This window comes from Parasphingomonas frigoris (assembly GCF_036663815.1).
Classification (GTDB): domain Bacteria; phylum Pseudomonadota; class Alphaproteobacteria; order Sphingomonadales; family Sphingomonadaceae; genus Sphingomonas.
Genome location: NZ_JAXOJQ010000011.1, coordinates 16,714 through 31,834, shown reverse-complemented (window position 1 = coordinate 31,834; position 15,121 = coordinate 16,714). Strand labels below are relative to the sequence as shown.

The 15,121-nt window shown below is 60.4% G+C and carries 17 protein-coding genes; 10 read left to right on the top strand and 7 right to left on the bottom strand.

Translation table 11 applies throughout. The features are described 5' to 3' along the window. Window positions 1-107: 107 nt before the first annotated feature. The 5 genes from U1872_RS20610 to U1872_RS20590 form a co-directional block, all read right to left on the bottom strand. Window positions 108-527, bottom strand: coding sequence for a response regulator (locus U1872_RS20610; protein WP_332794773.1), 420 nt, complete (start codon window positions 525-527; stop codon window positions 108-110). Further along, window positions 524-919 (bottom strand): response regulator, encoded by a 396-nt coding sequence (locus U1872_RS20605; protein ID WP_332794772.1) that lies wholly within the window; start codon window positions 917-919, stop codon window positions 524-526. The genes U1872_RS20610 and U1872_RS20605 overlap by 4 nt, the downstream gene beginning before the upstream one ends. Window positions 920-1,158: 239 nt before the next feature. Continuing rightward, window positions 1,159-1,452, bottom strand: coding sequence for a DUF736 domain-containing protein (locus U1872_RS20600; RefSeq protein ID WP_332794771.1), 294 nt, complete (start codon window positions 1,450-1,452; stop codon window positions 1,159-1,161). 184 nt (window positions 1,453-1,636) lie between these two features. After that, a complete protein-coding gene (locus U1872_RS20595; protein ID WP_332794770.1) occupies window positions 1,637-2,218 on the bottom strand; it encodes a hypothetical protein in 582 nt (193 codons plus the stop codon). Between the two features lie 74 nt (window positions 2,219-2,292). Beyond that, window positions 2,293-2,703, bottom strand: a complete 411-nt coding sequence (locus tag U1872_RS20590) for a MarR family winged helix-turn-helix transcriptional regulator (RefSeq protein ID WP_332794769.1) — start codon at window positions 2,701-2,703, stop codon at window positions 2,293-2,295. Between the two features lie 74 nt (window positions 2,704-2,777). Between U1872_RS20590 and U1872_RS20585 the strand changes: the two genes are divergently transcribed. From U1872_RS20585 to U1872_RS20540, 10 genes are all read left to right on the top strand, one after another. Next, window positions 2,778-4,529 (top strand): chloride channel protein, encoded by a 1,752-nt coding sequence (locus tag U1872_RS20585; RefSeq protein ID WP_332794768.1) that lies wholly within the window; start codon window positions 2,778-2,780, stop codon window positions 4,527-4,529. Between the two features lie 60 nt (window positions 4,530-4,589). After that, on the top strand, window positions 4,590-5,306 hold the full coding sequence (locus U1872_RS20580) for an HPP family protein (protein ID WP_332794767.1): 717 nt from the start codon (window positions 4,590-4,592) through the stop codon (window positions 5,304-5,306). Between the two features lie 5 nt (window positions 5,307-5,311). Further along, window positions 5,312-5,533, top strand: a complete 222-nt coding sequence (locus U1872_RS20575; RefSeq protein ID WP_332794766.1) for a hypothetical protein — start codon at window positions 5,312-5,314, stop codon at window positions 5,531-5,533. Beyond that, the gene (locus U1872_RS20570; protein WP_332794765.1) at window positions 5,500-6,351 is read left to right on the top strand and encodes an MFS transporter; all 852 of its coding nucleotides are present in this window, start codon (window positions 5,500-5,502) and stop codon (window positions 6,349-6,351) included. The genes U1872_RS20575 and U1872_RS20570 overlap by 34 nt, the downstream gene beginning before the upstream one ends. Further along, on the top strand, window positions 6,352-6,855 hold the full coding sequence (locus tag U1872_RS20565) for an MFS transporter (RefSeq protein WP_332794764.1): 504 nt from the start codon (window positions 6,352-6,354) through the stop codon (window positions 6,853-6,855). It abuts the gene before it with no gap. Window positions 6,856-7,406: 551 nt separating this feature from the next. Next, window positions 7,407-9,701, top strand: a complete 2,295-nt coding sequence (locus U1872_RS20560) for an FdhF/YdeP family oxidoreductase (protein ID WP_332794763.1) — start codon at window positions 7,407-7,409, stop codon at window positions 9,699-9,701. A gap of 32 nt (window positions 9,702-9,733) precedes the next feature. Then, window positions 9,734-10,588 carry a cytochrome c oxidase subunit II gene (locus U1872_RS20555; RefSeq protein ID WP_332794762.1) on the top strand — a complete coding sequence of 285 codons (855 nt, stop codon included), beginning with the start codon at window positions 9,734-9,736 and terminating at the stop codon, window positions 10,586-10,588. Continuing rightward, a complete protein-coding gene (locus tag U1872_RS20550) occupies window positions 10,585-12,672 on the top strand; it encodes a cbb3-type cytochrome c oxidase subunit I (protein ID WP_332794761.1) in 2,088 nt (695 codons plus the stop codon). The genes U1872_RS20555 and U1872_RS20550 overlap by 4 nt, the downstream gene beginning before the upstream one ends. After that, on the top strand, window positions 12,669-13,289 hold the full coding sequence (locus U1872_RS20545) for a cytochrome c oxidase subunit 3 (protein ID WP_332794760.1): 621 nt from the start codon (window positions 12,669-12,671) through the stop codon (window positions 13,287-13,289). The genes U1872_RS20550 and U1872_RS20545 overlap by 4 nt, the downstream gene beginning before the upstream one ends. Continuing rightward, on the top strand, window positions 13,286-13,588 hold the full coding sequence (locus U1872_RS20540) for a cytochrome C oxidase subunit IV family protein (RefSeq protein ID WP_332794759.1): 303 nt from the start codon (window positions 13,286-13,288) through the stop codon (window positions 13,586-13,588). The genes U1872_RS20545 and U1872_RS20540 overlap by 4 nt, the downstream gene beginning before the upstream one ends. Window positions 13,589-13,593: 5 nt before the next feature. On the opposite strand, the gene U1872_RS20535 is transcribed toward U1872_RS20540, so the two are convergent. Both U1872_RS20535 and U1872_RS20530 read right to left on the bottom strand, forming a co-directional pair. Next, the gene (locus U1872_RS20535) at window positions 13,594-14,232 is read right to left on the bottom strand and encodes a carbonic anhydrase (protein WP_332794758.1); all 639 of its coding nucleotides are present in this window, start codon (window positions 14,230-14,232) and stop codon (window positions 13,594-13,596) included. Between the two features lie 235 nt (window positions 14,233-14,467). Beyond that, window positions 14,468-15,064, bottom strand: a complete 597-nt coding sequence (locus tag U1872_RS20530; RefSeq protein WP_332794757.1) for a recombinase family protein — start codon at window positions 15,062-15,064, stop codon at window positions 14,468-14,470. Between the last annotated feature and the right edge of the window lie 57 nt (window positions 15,065-15,121).

Sequence of the window (15,121 nt, the reverse complement as noted above, 5' to 3'; positions counted from 1 at the left end):
GGCGACCGACCAAAACACGACAGGCTTCAGCCCATGCGAGATTCTTGGTCCGCCACCATACGTGGTTCGGGCGCTTCTCGGTGCATATGTGTTTGAGCGCCGATATTTTATGACGGTTCTTTCGCGCGGTTCCGCGCTGCGCGCAGTCGCTTGACGTAGTCGACAACTGCTTCTGGCTCATAAGGCTTGTTCAAATGGGGTCCGCTTTCGCAAAGATCTGCAGCGGTGTTTGCAACCCCTGCGAGACTTCCAGCGAGACGAACCTCCAATTGGGGCTGATGGCTCCGAACCCAATGCGCCAGTCCAAAAGCCGGCTGAGAGCCGACCGCACCGACATCACACAGAATTACGTCGATACCCAGCGAAGCCTCGCCCAAAGCCGTGATAGCTTCTTCGGTCGTGGATGCTTCCACGACGGCATAACCGCAATGCCGGAGGTAGTCGGCGATTACGTGGCGTGAAATAATATCGGAGTCGACGATCAAGATGGCCGGTGTAATGCTGAAAGATACGGTCGAAGCGTTCATTTGAATTTTGAGACTTCCTGTTCCACGACGGCAAGCGCATCCAGTAACTGATATGGCTTTGCCAGAAAACTCACGGCACCCTCAGCAAGCGCAATTTCGGGCGGAAGGTGACCCGAGGTAAGGATGACGGGCAGTTCGACAAGATTTTGCCGAACGAATGCTAACAGCGCCAACCCATCGGTAGAGCCTGGCATGCGCACATCGCTCAGAACGAGATCGACCAGCACCCCCGCCCTGAGAATGTCGAGCGCTTCATCGCCGTTGATGGCTTCGATAACTTCATAGCCCGCATCTCGGAGGACATCAGCGACCAACATCCGGATGAACATTTCATCCTCAACCACTAAAAGGATCGCCGGGCGGGCCTCTGCCGTCTCGTTTACAACATGCATTTAAATAATTTCTGCCTCATCGAACGAACGGAGCGTCAGGATATTTGTTCCCTTACCGGAAACTCGTGGAATCAGAATTGAAGCCTTCGAGCTGATGCTGCTTTTGTAGACACAAAGATGAGGGGTTTTGCGGGTCGGCAGTCGGTCAACCGGACCGAACGCCTGCAGTACCCTCTTCGAACCAGCTCTTTACGATCGGAGGGAGGCGAGGGCCGGGTCGCCCCGGCCCGCGCTTCTTCTCAGCGTGACCAGATGAGGTTGAAGCTGCCGTCCTCGCCTTCGACGAGGTTGGCATAGATCGGGGTGGGGAAACTCGGATCGTCGAGCTTCATGGCCATGTAGGAGCGATCCTCGCGCGAGGTCTTCGACCAGGCCGCGCCGAGCTCGGTGGTGCCGGCGTAAACCCAGGCGTCCGGAGCCTTTTCGCTGTCCTTCTGGATGCGGACGATCTTGACCGTCTCCTTGATGGTGAGGGTTGCGAGGGTGCCGGTGAACCCGTCGTCGGTCGCGGTGAAGTTTCCGATGGTAGCCATGTCGGCCCCTGTGCATTATTCGGACACAGATTCACGGTAGCCTGGACATTGAGCTTTATTGGCACCAACTGTCCTATGCGGTCATAACCGGACGGGTAGCGATCTTGGCAGCCGACATTTTGAAGCGGGGTTCTAACCTTAGCGAGCCGCGCAGGCAGACACGGAGTGCCGCGGTCGAAGCTATTCAGAGCCTTACAGCACCCTGCATAGGCGTACTTTCTACATCCCGGCCAATCAAGGCTGCGGTAGCGGCCCGCACCAGCATTCGTCGCGCAGCGAAACTCGCTGGCATGGTCTGCGAGCCAAAGCGTTGCGCAAACCCTTCTCTCCAAAGCCGCGAAGCGACGACATGGATTTCCTCGCGCGTTGGCGAGCGCTCTTCACAGATGCAAGCCGTGATCGCGGGGTACAATCGAGGCGAAAGCACGGTTTCTGTCGGTGCGGTCGCTTTGCTGGGTGAAGGTGCGACGCCTTGCTCAGGCGGCTTGACCAAGTGCTGTGGGCTTTCCTTGCGCCAAGCGCGCCCCGCGAACCAAAGGGGCACCGCGGCGACCACTGCGAACGTCAATGTCATATCCAGAAATGGGCTTTTCGGGAGCTCTCCCGCGAAGGCGAGCAAAAGCAGCATCAGAACTACCGATACGCCCCATTCCGGATGCAGCACGAGCCGAAACGCGTACCAGAGAAACCAGCAAAGCAGCACCGCTGCCGCAAGGCTACCTACGACCAGGCCGATCGCTTCAACCACCATGAGAATCAACTGCATCTCGCCGACTCCTTGATGCGCAATATATATCGCATTGCGATACATGTCGCAACTGGAGTGATTTGCAAATTGGATTAATCCACGCGTGCGAGCAGTTCAGTCAGCATGGGCCGAAGCCGCACGATCTCTTCGCGATGCGTCTCCGATAGCTCCCGCAAAAGCGTTTGGGCCTTCTGCGTCAGTGCGAGCAAGGCCTGTCGGCCGTCGTCGGGGGATGGCCGACGTGTGACCAGGCCAAGCGTCTCCAGACGATCTACCAGCCCGGTCGCGCTATGCGGCTTCAAGGCCAGACGCTCGGCGACGTAGCCGACGCTGACGTTCGCGTGCGCAGCCCCCCGGATGGCGAGCATCGCCTGGTGCTGCTGAGGGGTCAGACCGCAGCTTGCCGCGCCGCGTTCGCTAAACGCCAGAAACTGCCGAAGCGCATACCGAAAATCCGCGAGCGCGGCATAGTCGGCGTCAGTCAGCTCATCCCGATCGATCATCAATTACGTCCTAAGCGTTGAAGTATATCGTGTCACGATATAGGTGTTTGCCGTTCCTGAGATGGCGAGTGTGCATGACGGCTTCCACAATCAATATTCCAAAACCCAGGCGGCTTGCCGATCATAGCGCCGACTGGCGTATGATCATGCTCGCCGGAGCGGCTGTCGTCGTCGGCACCGGCGCTGCGTTCGGAGCCTGGGTTCTTCTGAAGCTCATCGCGCTCGCCACCAACCTCTTCTGGTTCGGCAGGATATCGGCCGCACCCGCTGAGATCGTGAACGCGCATGTCGGCCTGGCGGTCGTCGCGATACCGGTCATCGGTAGTCTGCTGATCGGCCTGATGGCGCGCTTCGGCTCGGAAAAGATCAAGGGGCACGGGATCCCCGAGGCGATCGAGGCCATCCTTTACGGTGAAAGCCGCCTGTCGCTCAAGGTCGCGATCCTCAAGCCATTGTCCTCGGCGATTTCGATCGGCAGCGGGGGTCCGTTCGGAGCGGAAGGTCCGATCATCATGACCGGTGGTGCGATCGGATCGCTCTTCGCTCAATGCTTTCATCTGAGCGCGGCCGAGCGGAAGACCCTGCTGGTTGCCGGTGCTGCGGCCGGCATGACCGGCATATTCGGTACGCCGATCGCCGCGATCCTGCTGGCGATCGAGGTTCTCCTATTCGAGTGGAAGCCCCGTAGCTTCGTTCCCGTGGTCATCGGAACGCTGGTGGCATTTGCTTGGCGGCCCATGCTGCTGGGGGCCGCACCGCTCTTTCCGTTCGTGGCGGCACCCGTGCAGGCGTGGTGGCCGACCGGAGGCCTGGCACTGGGCATGGGCGTCTTGGTCGGGCTAGAGGCGGCTCTGCTATCCGCACTACTCTACCGCGTCGAGGACGCGTTCCACCGGCTGCCCGTGCATTGGATGTGGTGGCCGGCGCTGGGCGGTATCGCCGTCGGGATCGGAGGCCTGATCGACGCCCGCGTCCTTGGCGCGGGCTATTCAAACATCCAGGCACTGCTTGACGGATCATTGGCGGTGCGGGTCATCCTGGCACTGCTGGTCGTGAAGGCGATCGTATGGCTAGTCGCACTGGGTTCGGGAACGTCGGGCGGCGTTCTTGCGCCCTTGCTGATCATGGGCGGTGCCTTGGGTGCCCTGCTTGGGCAGTTCCTGCCCGGGTCGGTAGGGTTCTGGGCGATGGTCGGCATGGCGGGGATGATGAGCGGTGCCATGCGCGCGCCACTAACCGGCGCGCTGTTCGCGGTCGAGCTGACTGGCCATTTCGACGCCTTGCCGGCGACGATCGCCGCTGCGACCGGAGCCTATGCGATCAGCGTCCTGATCATGCGCCGGTCGATCCTCACCGAGAAAATCGCTCGGCGCGGCCGCCACATTCTCCAGGAATATACGGTCGATCCGCACGAGTTCCTGCAAGCGGAGCAGGTGATGACACCCGATCCCACCGTTCTGTCGGGGGCGATGTCGATCAAGGATGCCGTGGCCTATTTCGGGGACGGCGCGACGCACCGAACATATCCCGTGGTGGACGAGGGTGGACGACTGGTTGCGATGGTGTCCAGGTCCGATGCTCTGCGTTGGCAGGTAGGAGGTGAGCTGCCGGATACGTCGCTTGCCGAAGCGCTATCCGACTCATCGCAGCAGATCGCTTACCTACACTCGCCGATCGGCGAAGTTGCCGATTTGATGGTCGAGAGCGGGGTCGGGCGCATTCCCATTGTCGAGGAGGGCACCAATCGGGTTCTCGGCATCCTCTCGCGCCATGACCTGCTCAAGGTCCGGAGCGCCCGCAAGCGCGCAGAGGTCGACCGAACCTAGCAAGACCGGTCATCCACGTCCCGGTCGAAGCCTGATCGTCCAGATAGGTGATCTGAAAATATGAAGCTGTCGCTGCCTTTTGTGCCCATCCTCGCTGGTGCGACCCTGCGCGATCGGCTTCTCGCGTGCATCGGCGCGGTGATCGGCGTTACGCTGACGAGCCTAGTGAGCGCGACGGCCCTGCACGGATGGGCACCGCTCCCGTTGCTGGTGGCGCCAATCGGCGCGTCCGCGGTGCTGGTCTTCGCCGTACCGGCAAGCCCATTGGCACAGCCCTGGTCGGTCGTGGGCGGTAACGTCGTCTCGGCACTGGTTGGTGTGACTGCGGCTTACTTCGTGCCCATACCGTATTTGGCCGTCGGGGTTGCCGTGGGCGGAGCGATCCTCGCGATGTCGCTCCTCCGCTGTCTGCATCCGCCCGGCGGGGCTGCCGCCCTGACGGCCGTGATCGGAGGCCCTGCGGTGCTGGGCGCCGGTTACGCTTTCCCGTTCGTGCCCGTCGGTATTAACTCGCTTATCCTTATCGTGACCGGCATCGCGTTCCACAGGGCCTCCGGCCATTCCTATCCGCACCGCCCGATCTCGACCGTGGGTCATGAACTTGCAGCGTCCGGATTGGGCATGCCGCATCCCGAAGACATCGACTTGGCGCTCACAGACCTCGGCGAGACGTTCGATGTGAGCCGGGAAGATCTTGACCTACTGTTTCAACGCGCTGAGTTCCACGCGTCCATGCGCGCGGCGAGGCCAACCGGGACAAAGGGGACAATCGGATGAGTACCATGGGGAGCACGCTCTCGGACCGGCAGGCGATCTGGGCTTTTGCGCTGGGATGTCTGGCGGTCACCGCGGGGGTAGGCACGCACCTGCCGATGTTCGCGATGGGACGACAGATGCACTATCATCTGGCCGGCATGCCGATGACCAATTCGATGGTCGTGGGCATGGTTCTGATCGTGGGGGGCTTTTCGTGGCGGCCTATGGTCTTTTGCCTCGCAACCTGAGCGCGCATCGCACGTCGACCGCCGACATCGTCGTCGCAGCGCCCGAAGATGCGCAGCTTGGCGCAGCCCATTTCGGCCTGATGGCCATCCTCGTGATCGCCCTCGTGGTGGACGTGATGAAGCCTGCTGCACTCGGGTTCGCGATCCCCGGCATGACGAGCGAGTACGGCGTATCGAAAGCAACGGCGTCGCTCGTCGCCTTCTTCGCGCTCGTCGGAACTGTGGTGGGCTCGGTGGTGTGGGGATTCCTCGCCGACATCTATGGGCGGAAGGCGACCATCCTCCTTTCCGCTGTGTTCTTCGTTGGCACCGCGATTTGCGGCGCCATGCCCAGCCTCGCCTGGAATATTGGCATGTGCTTCATGATGGGGGCCGCGGCCGGAGGCATGCTGCCGGTGACCTATGCCCTGCTCGCCGAGATGATGCCGACCCGCCATCGGGGCTGGGCATTGGTGCTGGTTGGCGGTCTGGGCGCAGTCGGCGGTTACTTCGCGGCAAGTGGGGCATCAGCCCTTTGGCAGGGCACCTTCAGTTGGCGCATCCTGTTTCTCCTCAACCTGCCGACCGGCCTGCTGTTGGTTGTGCTCGGCAACTTCATTCCTGAATCGGCAAAGTTCTTGATCGCACGCGGCCGAATAGCGGAAGCCGAGAGGGTCATGCGACGGTTCGGCGCGACCGCGCGGAAGGTGACCACATCGTCGCAGTGCCCACGCCCCAGTCACCGGCCGCTCACTGGTTTCTACCTCTGGAGCAAGCTAGTGGCGCTGAGCCTGGCAGCGTTGTGTTGGGGATTAATCAATTTCGGGCTGCTTCTTTAGTTGCCGGGCGACCTCCAGGAAAAGGGCTATTCGGTTACCGTCGCCAGCACCCTGCTGGCAAAGTCAGCACTCATTTCCTTCCCGACGGTCTTCCTATGCGCGTTCCTCTATAGTCGTTGGAGCACGAAGTGGTCGCTCGTGACGATGATCGCGATCACTATGGTGGGGCTGGGGCTGGTTGTTCACCTGGAGGTCGCGGGACATGGCAGCCCGGTGTTGCCAGTGTCCCTGCTCATTGTAGGTTCGAATGGTATTCTCGCCATCCTGCTACCCTATGCGGCGGAAAGTTTCCCGTTGAACGTGCGGGGCAGAGCAACGGGATGGGTGGCCGCTTGCACAAAGGCGGGTGGAGTCGGTGCCCAAGGGCTCGCTATCACTGCGCTTGTGCCGAGCATGGGTTCGGCAGCCGTTGCGATCATGCTGCCTACCGCTCTTGCGTTGGCACTGATCGCTCGGTTTGGTCGTGAAACCCGGGGCACCGACCTGCGCGACCTAGACGCTTAGAGCGCTCCATTCGAGCACGGCTCCCTATCGAAAAATCCTGTGATTTTGAAGGTAATCGAGCCAGGGAAGACAGCATAATCCGCTGTCAAATGATGCCCATCGATCATCATTTTACGCGCTAGCCGTTGAACTATATCGCATTACGACATAGGATGCCATTAGTCCGAAACGGCGATTGTGCATGGCAACTCCCACCATCAGTATCCGAGGATTTAGACGGCTTGCCGATCGCGCCGATTGGCGATCATCATGCTCGCCAACGCGGCGATCGCTGTCGGCACATACGCATCATTCGACGCCTGGATTCTCTCAGCGCTTATCGCGTTTGCTCCCAACCTGTTCTGGTTTGGGGGCGGGTCGGCCGCACACGCTGAAATCGCAGATCCAAACGTCGGCCTCACTGTGGTCGCTCTATCTGTCGGTGGCAGTATGATGATCGGCCTTCCGGCGCTTTTGAGCTTGAAGATGATTCGCGGAAAGCGTCGTCTCGGGACCTACGCATCCTTGTACTTACCGGCATCCGGAAAGCCTTTAACGGACGGGAGAAGACCATGGACGACGACGAAGACGGCACGACCCACTATTCCGGCTCCTCCGGAGGATTTGGTTCGATTAAGGGGATGGCAAAGGTCTTTGCTCGGGAATTGTCGTCGCCCGGGACGCTCGACACGTTGCGCCGTCAGAACAAGCCGGAGGGATATATGTGCTCGTCCTGTGCATGGGGCAAGCCCGCGAAGCCGCACGTCTTCGAGTTCTGCGAGAATGGCGCCAAGGCCACAATCTGGGACCTGACCCGTGATCGGTGCACACCCAATTTCTTTGCTGCGCATACGCTTTCCGAGCTGCGCGAGTTGCCTGACTTCGACCTCGAGATGGGAGGACGCCTGACGGCGCCGATGCGCTATGACGCTGCGAGCGATCGCTATCTCGAATGCACGTGGGACGAGGCATTCGCGGGGATTGCTGCGGAGCTCAAACAGCTCGATCCCAAATCTGTGGTGTTCTACGCCTCGGGGAAGGCATCGCTGGAAACCAGTTACCTTTACGCGCTGCTGGCTCGCGCCTACGGTAACAACAATCTGCCTGACAGCTCGAACATGTGCCACGAAACCACGTCTGTTGCACTGAAGAAGGTAACGGGCTCACCCGTCGGCACCTGCGTACTTGAAGACTTTGATCACTGTGACGCCATATTCTATTTCGGGCAGAACCCGGGGACCAATAGCCCGCGCTTCCTTCATCCGCTTCAAGAGGCCGTAAAGCGCGGCTGCAAGATCATCGTGTTCAATCCGGTAAAAGAGGTTGGGCTGATGCGGTTCATCAACCCGCAAAACCCGGTCCAGATGCTATCGCAAAAGCCAACCGAGCTCGCCCACATGTACCTGCAGGTACGCCCCGGCGGCGATATCGCGGCGATCATGGGCGTCGTGAAGCGCGTTCTGGAGCGCGACGACCAAGCACTCGCGTCGGGCAAGCCCAGCATGCTCGATCCGAGCTTCATCCAGCAGCATACTTCAGGCTGGGAGGCGTTCCGTGACAAGGCCCGAGCGACTGAATGGGGAGACATCGAGGAGCATTCGGGGCTGAAGCGTGCTGACCTTGAAGAGGCGGGGGACGTTTACGCGGAAGCTGAAAAGGTGATCTCGGTCTATGGGATGGGGCTGACCCAGCATGTGCACGGCTCCCAGAGCATTCAGACGATGGTCAATCTGATGCTGATGCGTGGCAACATCGGTAAGCAGGGCGCTGGGGTAAGTCCCGTACGCGGCCATTCGAACGTACAGGGTCAGCGAACGGTGGGGATTTCGGAAAAGCCCGAACTGGTTCCGCTCGACAAGATCGCGTCGCAGTTCGGCTTTGAGCCCCCGCGTGACAAGGGTCTGACCACCGTCGATGCCTGCGAAGGGATCAAAGACGGATCCGTACAGGGCTTCCTCAGTCTGGGCGGTAATCTGGTCCGCGCCGTGCCCGATCGCGACGCCATGGAGCCGGCGTGGCGTAAGCTAGCGCTCACCGTCTTTGTGGCGACCAAGCTTAACCGCAGCCATCTCATACACGGGAAGGTCTCGTTCCTGCTCCCCTGCCTCGCGCGTCCCGAAGAGGACAAACAAGCAAGTGGCCCGCAATCGGTATCGATCGAGGACAGTTTCAGCCACATCTACGGGTCGCGTGGCAAGCGGTCACCCGCCGCCGAGACGCTGAAGTCCGAGTTGGCGATCGTTGCCGGCATCGCCAAGGCACTGCTGCCCCACAATGCGAAGATGCGTTGGGATGATTGGACCGATGACTACGCATTAGTCAGGGACGAGATTGCCGAGACTTACCCTGAGGAGTTCCACGATTTCAACGCGCGGATGTGGGAAGCTGGCGGGTTCTATAGAGGCAATTCGGCACATGAAAGGATATGGAAGACGGAGAGCGGCAAGGCCGAGTTCACCGTGCCGACCGTCTTGTCCGCCCTCGGCATCGGCGCAGGCGCTGGTCGGTTCAATCTCATCACGATGCGCTCCAACGATCAGTTCAACACCACGATTTACGGGTTGGACGACCGGCTACGCGGCATCAGCGGATCTCGCACGGTGCTGCTCATAAATCCCGAGGATATGAAGCGCGAGGGACTGAGCGAGGGCGAGGTCGTGACCCTAGTGGGTGACGCCGGCGACGACGTTCGGCGCGCCGTCACCGGCTTGACGGTCACGGCCTTCGACCTGCCGGACGGTTGCCTTGGAGGGTATTATCCCGAGATGAACCCGCTCATTCCGCTCTGGTACCACGATAAGGCGTCGAAGACGCCTGCATCAAAGGGTGTGCCTGTGCAGATCGAGCGTTCCGCGCCGCCAGCTTGAGCGTGATCGGGAATTGGCGAAAACGGCGCGCGTTGCCGCTGTTCGCCCTGGTGTCACCCACGCTACTGGGAGGGTGCGCGGCGTTGAGTCACGGCTTCATGGCTGCGGCCGGGCCCGTCGCTGCTCAGCAGCGCGAGCTGTTCTGGATCGTGGCACCCGTCCTTGCGTTCGTCGTCGGGCCAGTGCTGATCCTCGTCCCGCTTATCGCATGGCATTATCGCCTGTCGAACAAGGGGGATGCGTATCGGCCCAACTGGAATTTCTCGTGGACCTTGGAAGGGTTTATCTGGATTCCGCCGGCGTTGATTGTGATCGGACTGGCAGTGCTGCTGTGGAGCTACACGAAACGATTAGACCCATATCGTGTGCTTCCCGGAGCCACTCCGCTGGACGTGCAAGTGGTTGCTTCCGACTGGAAATGGCTGTTCGTCTATCCCAATAGCGGTCTCGCCAGTGTCAATCGCCTGGTCATTCCTGCGGGCAGGCCGGTGCGGCTGACCATGACAAGTAATACCGTCATGCAGTCGCTGATGATCCCGCGGTTGACGGGCCAAATCTATGTCATGGCGGGCATGAAGACCCAACTGAACTTCCAGGCCAATCGCCCGGGCAATTTTCGCGGGGCAAATATGCAGTATAACGGTAACGGGTTTCCTCAACAGTCATTCGACGTGGTCGCGGTCAACCCGTCCCAATTCCGAAATTGGCTTGCCGGCTCGGCTCGCATGGCGCCCACCTTCGACGCCCATGTTCGAGGTTTGCTGGCCGAACGATCAACGGTGGCAGACGAACCTGTTTACGCGCATGTGCCAGGCGGCTTCTTCGCCTCGATCGTCGCGGCGAATGGTGGCGCGGCACACGCTGGCGCGAACGGGCGAAGCCAATGAGCGACCCAGTGCTTCCGATCCTGCTCGGCCGCTTCGAGTGGAACGATTTGCCGTTCGTGCGCGCCTGGGAAAACCCGACGATCAGCGAAATCATTGGCGCCGGTGCGGGGGGATTGGTCATAGTTGGGGCGCTCGCGGTTGCCGGCCTGCTTACCGTCACTGGACGCTGGCGCTGGCTGTGGACGGAGTGGCTGACGAGCCTCGATCACAAGAAAATCGGCATCATGTATGTCGTCCTCGCGTTCGTCATGCTTGCTCGCGCTTTGATCGAAGCGGTGCTGATGCGCATGCAACAGGCGGTCGCGGTCGGGCACCCGGGCTTCCTGTCCAACGATCATTTCGCGCAGCTGTTCTCAACCCACGGCTCGATCATGATCTTTTTCATGGCGATGCCGTTCCTCACCGGCCTCATGAATTATGTTTTGCCGTTGCAGCTCGGCGCGCGAGACGTCGCGTATCCGTGGGCAAACTCGGTTGGGCTCGCACTGACGGCGGCGGGTGCCGGGCTGATGATGGCGAGCTTGGTCATCGGTCAGTTCTCAACCGGCGGGTGGAGCGGATATCCCCCGTATACCGGACTCGCGTTCAGCCCGGATGTCGGCCCCGACTACTGGATCTGGGCCGTTTCCCTTGGATCGTTTGGCTCAACGATCGCGGGCATCAACATCGCGTGCACGATCTACAAGCTGCGCTGTCCGGGCATGACCTTCATGCGGTTGCCGATGTTCTGCTGGACGAGCCTGTGCACCGCAATCCTGATGATCTTCGCGATGCCGCCGCTGACCGTGGCAACCGCACTTCTGGCGCTCGACCGCTATCTGGGCTTCCATTTCTTCACCAACGACCTCGGGGGCAATGTGATGAACTTTGCCAACCTGTTCTGGCTGTTCGGCCACCCCGAGGTCTACATCGTTATCCTGCCGGCGTTCGGCGTCTATTCCGAGGTCGTGTCCACGTTCTCGACAAAGTCGCTATACGGTTACACCTCGCTCGTTATCGCCACGATGGCCATTGCAGTGCTGAGTTTCACGGTGTGGGTTCACCATTTCTTCACTATGGGACAGTCCGCCAACATCAACGCTGTGTTCGGCATCGCGACGATGACAATTGGAATACCGACGGGTGTGAAAATCTATGACTGGATATGGACGATGTTTCGGGGCGAGGTCCGTTTCACCGTGCCAACGCTGTATTCTCTCGCGTTTATGATGACGTTCGTGATCGGCGGCATCACCGGCATCGTGCTGGCAATCCCGCCGCTCGACTACGTGCTCCACAACACGCTGTTCCTGGTAGCGCATTTTCACAACATGCTGATTCCAGGCACCCTCTACGGCATGCTTGCTGCATATCACTACTGGTTTCCCAAGGCGTTCGGGTTCCGGCTCGACGAGCGATGGGGACGACGCGCGTTCGCGTGTTGGGTCGGGGGCTTCTATCTGGCATTCATGCCACTTTACGTCTTGGGTGCCAGCGAGATGGCGCGGCGAACCGCCGAAATCTTCGAGCCTGATTTTCGACCCTGGCTTTATGTCGCTTGCGGCGGGGCCTTCGTCCTGCTGGCGGCGCTCGGCTCGCTATTCGTGCAACTGTGGGTCAGCATCCGCGACAGAGAAACCACGCGAGTTACCGCAGGTGATCCTTGGGACGGGCGCACGCTGGAATGGTCGACCTCAGCGCCACCTCCTGAGTATAATTTCGCTGTGCTGCCGACCGTCGGCCGCCGCGACGAATTCTACGAGGGCAAGCGGGATGCCAACCCGTACGCGCCTCCCGCGTGTTATGCTTCGATCGAAGTACCGCGTGGGAGTGCGCTCGGGCCGGTAATCGGACTGGCGGCGGCTTCGTGCGGTTTCGGGCTCGTCTGGCATATGTGGTGGTTGGCAACGCTGGGACTGGTCAGCATCGCGGCTGCGCTGATCGCGCGAAGCTTCGTGCGTGACACCATGCGGGCTATCCCCGCCGCGGAGGTCGAGGCGGTCGAGCGTCGCTGGCTGACAACGCTTCACGAGCATCGACCGATTTCGCGCGAGCTGGAGCAGACGCCTGCCAACCGCGGCCTCGCAGAGGCGGTGCCAACATGAGCCGCTCCGCGCACGAAGGCCTAACGTTGGGCGAGGACGGCACCCCGCATCACGCTCGAGCCGAGCCCGAACTGTTTGGATTCTGGGTGTTCTTGATGAGCGACGCGCTGCTCTTTGCGCTTTTGTTCGCGACCTATGGTGCGATGCTTGTCGGAACCGCGGGCGGACCCGGCCCTCGCGACCTGTTCAAGCTTAAGCCGTCGCTGATCGAAACCGCGCTTCTGCTAACAAGCAGTTTTACCTGGGGCATGGCGTCAGTCGCGCTTAAATATGGCGATGCCAAGCCGCGCCTGCTTGCCTGGATGGGGACAACTCTGGTGCTGGGCGTGGCCTTCCTCTCGATGGAGGTGAACGATTTCACGACGATGTTTGCGAAGGGCGCTTTTCCGTCCCGCAGCGGCTTCCTGTCGGCATTCTTCGGGCTCGTACCGCTCCACGGCCTTCACGTTCTAGCCGGCTGTATCTGGATCTCTGTCATGGCAGTGCAGGTGATCCTGATCGGCACCGACGAACGCACTAAAACGAATTTGCTTCGGCTGGGGCTGTTTTGGCATTTCCTAGACATCATCTGGATTGCGATCTTCTCCGTCGTATTCCTGCAAGGGTTGGCACCGTGAGCGATCGCACGCGCGAGACAATGGGGTATGTCGCCGGTTTGCTGACCGCGGCGATTCTGACCATCTGCGCCTTTGGATTGGTTCGCTGGCCAGACGTGGTGGGACGGTTGACGTTCGCGGCTGTCTGCGTCTTGGGCCTTCTCCAGGCGATCGTACAATTCCGCTTTTTTCTCCATGTGCGGTTGAAGGGGTCGGGACGGGACGATCTGCTGCTTCTGCTCTTCTCGTCGATCATCATTTTGCTGATGGTCGCTGGAACAATAGTGCTAATGGCCAACCTTCGTAGTCGAATGATGTGACGCGGCTAGGCAACAGATCCCGTTAGGCTTTTAGTCGCAGCCGAACCTGCCGCGGTGTCGAAGAAATCGACTTTCCCCGTGCTCAGCGCATAATAAGCTCCCACGACAAGAAGCCTGCCACTCGCCTGCGCCTCGATGAGCGCCGGAGCGGAATCTTCTCGTAATCCCCGCACCGCATGAGCTACGTTTTGGCGGACAGCTGCTTCAAGCGTGGAATGACCAAGCCGGGATGCCTCCAGAACAGCAGGAATGATCGGCTCGACCATCTTGCCGATGTTGCCAGGGAAGCGCTCGCCCCTGGTCACCACCGCCATCGCGGCGCTCACCGCGCCGCATCCTTCGTGTCCCATGACGACGATCAACGGCACTCCAAGCAAGGCGACCGCGAATTCCAGGCTGCCCAAGGCCGCGATGTCGAGCGTATTACCCGCATTACGAACGATGAACAGCTCCCCCAATCCTCGACCAAACAGCAGCTCCGGTGGCACTCGGCTGTCGGAACAGCTGACATAAGCCGCGAACGGCTTCTGCCCTTCAGCCAGGGCGAGGCGGCTCGCCCGATCGAGCGACGGTTGAAGCGGCTCGTCGTTCAGGAATGCGCGATTTCCATCCCGTAGGCGCGCCAGTGCTTCGGTTGGGATCATATGGTCAACTCTCCTAAATTGATGGATAGGATATGCTGTGGCGATCTGCGACCCCATGAATCAGCTTCCACGCAGCACGAAGAATGTCGTCCCCCACTGCGGTACATGTAACGTCTCAAACTCGGCTCTTTCGTGAAACGGCGGGTAAATAGCTGAGCGGTTGTAACACCGCGCAATGCCGGCTGTAGGCATCGCTTAACAGGCCGGATCACCATTCATCGCTGTCCGGGAACACCTACGCCGCTGTGACTTCTATGCTTTGCCGATGTGCGGCCACGATGCGCGAAACGGTAGGTTCGCTGACACCATAAAGGCGGGCCATTTCGGCACCTGACTTACGTCCGGAGACGACGGATTCAGCAATTTCACGACGCTGCTTCTCCGCGAGCTTGCGCCGGCGCCCGCCAATCCGTCCCTCTGCACGGGCTTGGGCGAGGCCGGCGCTTGTGCGCTCGCGGATCATTGCGCGTTCAAACTCGGCAAAGCTGCCAATCATTTGCATCATCATGCGTCCCGCGGCCGTGGTCGTGTCAATTGCTTCGGTCAAAGAACGGAAGCCTGCACCTGCAAGCTCGATCCGCTCCATGATGTGCAGCATATCCTTCAGGCTGCGCGACAACCGGTCGAGCTTCCAGACGACGACCACGTCGCCGTCGCGCAGCTGGCTGATCATCTCCAGAAGCCTAGGTCGGTCCCATCGACCGCCGCTGGCGGTCTCCTCGAATACTCGCTTGCAGCCCGCCGCATCGAGTGCGTGACACTGGGCCGCATTCGATTGGTCGTCGCCCTTCGACACACGGGCATAGCCGATCAGATAGGGTTCTCGGGTCATTCTGGGTCTTTCACAAACGGCCGTATCCGGAGGCAGAAACAGCATGCACGGATTCCC

Bases quoted from the DNA above. Each gene is read 5' to 3' on its own strand.
- U1872_RS20575 (WP_332794766.1), top strand. From the start codon at position 5,312: ATGGGGAGCACGCTCTCGGACCGGCAGGCGATCTGGGCTTTTGCGCTG.
- U1872_RS20605 (WP_332794772.1), bottom strand. From the start codon at position 919: ATGCATGTTGTAAACGAGACGGCAGAGGCCCGCCCGGCGATCCTTTTA.
- U1872_RS20560 (WP_332794763.1), top strand. From the start codon at position 7,407: ATGGACGACGACGAAGACGGCACGACCCACTATTCCGGCTCCTCCGGA.
- U1872_RS20600 (WP_332794771.1), bottom strand. From the start codon at position 1,452: ATGGCTACCATCGGAAACTTCACCGCGACCGACGACGGGTTCACCGGC.
- U1872_RS20550 (WP_332794761.1), top strand. From the start codon at position 10,585: ATGAGCGACCCAGTGCTTCCGATCCTGCTCGGCCGCTTCGAGTGGAAC.
- U1872_RS20535 (WP_332794758.1), bottom strand. From the start codon at position 14,232: ATGATCCCAACCGAAGCACTGGCGCGCCTACGGGATGGAAATCGCGCA.
- U1872_RS20590 (WP_332794769.1), bottom strand. From the start codon at position 2,703: ATGATCGATCGGGATGAGCTGACTGACGCCGACTATGCCGCGCTCGCG.
- U1872_RS20530 (WP_332794757.1), bottom strand. From the start codon at position 15,064: ATGACCCGAGAACCCTATCTGATCGGCTATGCCCGTGTGTCGAAGGGC.
- U1872_RS20610 (WP_332794773.1), bottom strand. From the start codon at position 527: ATGAACGCTTCGACCGTATCTTTCAGCATTACACCGGCCATCTTGATC.
- U1872_RS20580 (WP_332794767.1), top strand. From the start codon at position 4,590: ATGAAGCTGTCGCTGCCTTTTGTGCCCATCCTCGCTGGTGCGACCCTG.
- U1872_RS20545 (WP_332794760.1), top strand. From the start codon at position 12,669: ATGAGCCGCTCCGCGCACGAAGGCCTAACGTTGGGCGAGGACGGCACC.
- U1872_RS20585 (WP_332794768.1), top strand. From the start codon at position 2,778: ATGACGGCTTCCACAATCAATATTCCAAAACCCAGGCGGCTTGCCGAT.
- U1872_RS20595 (WP_332794770.1), bottom strand. From the start codon at position 2,218: ATGCAGTTGATTCTCATGGTGGTTGAAGCGATCGGCCTGGTCGTAGGT.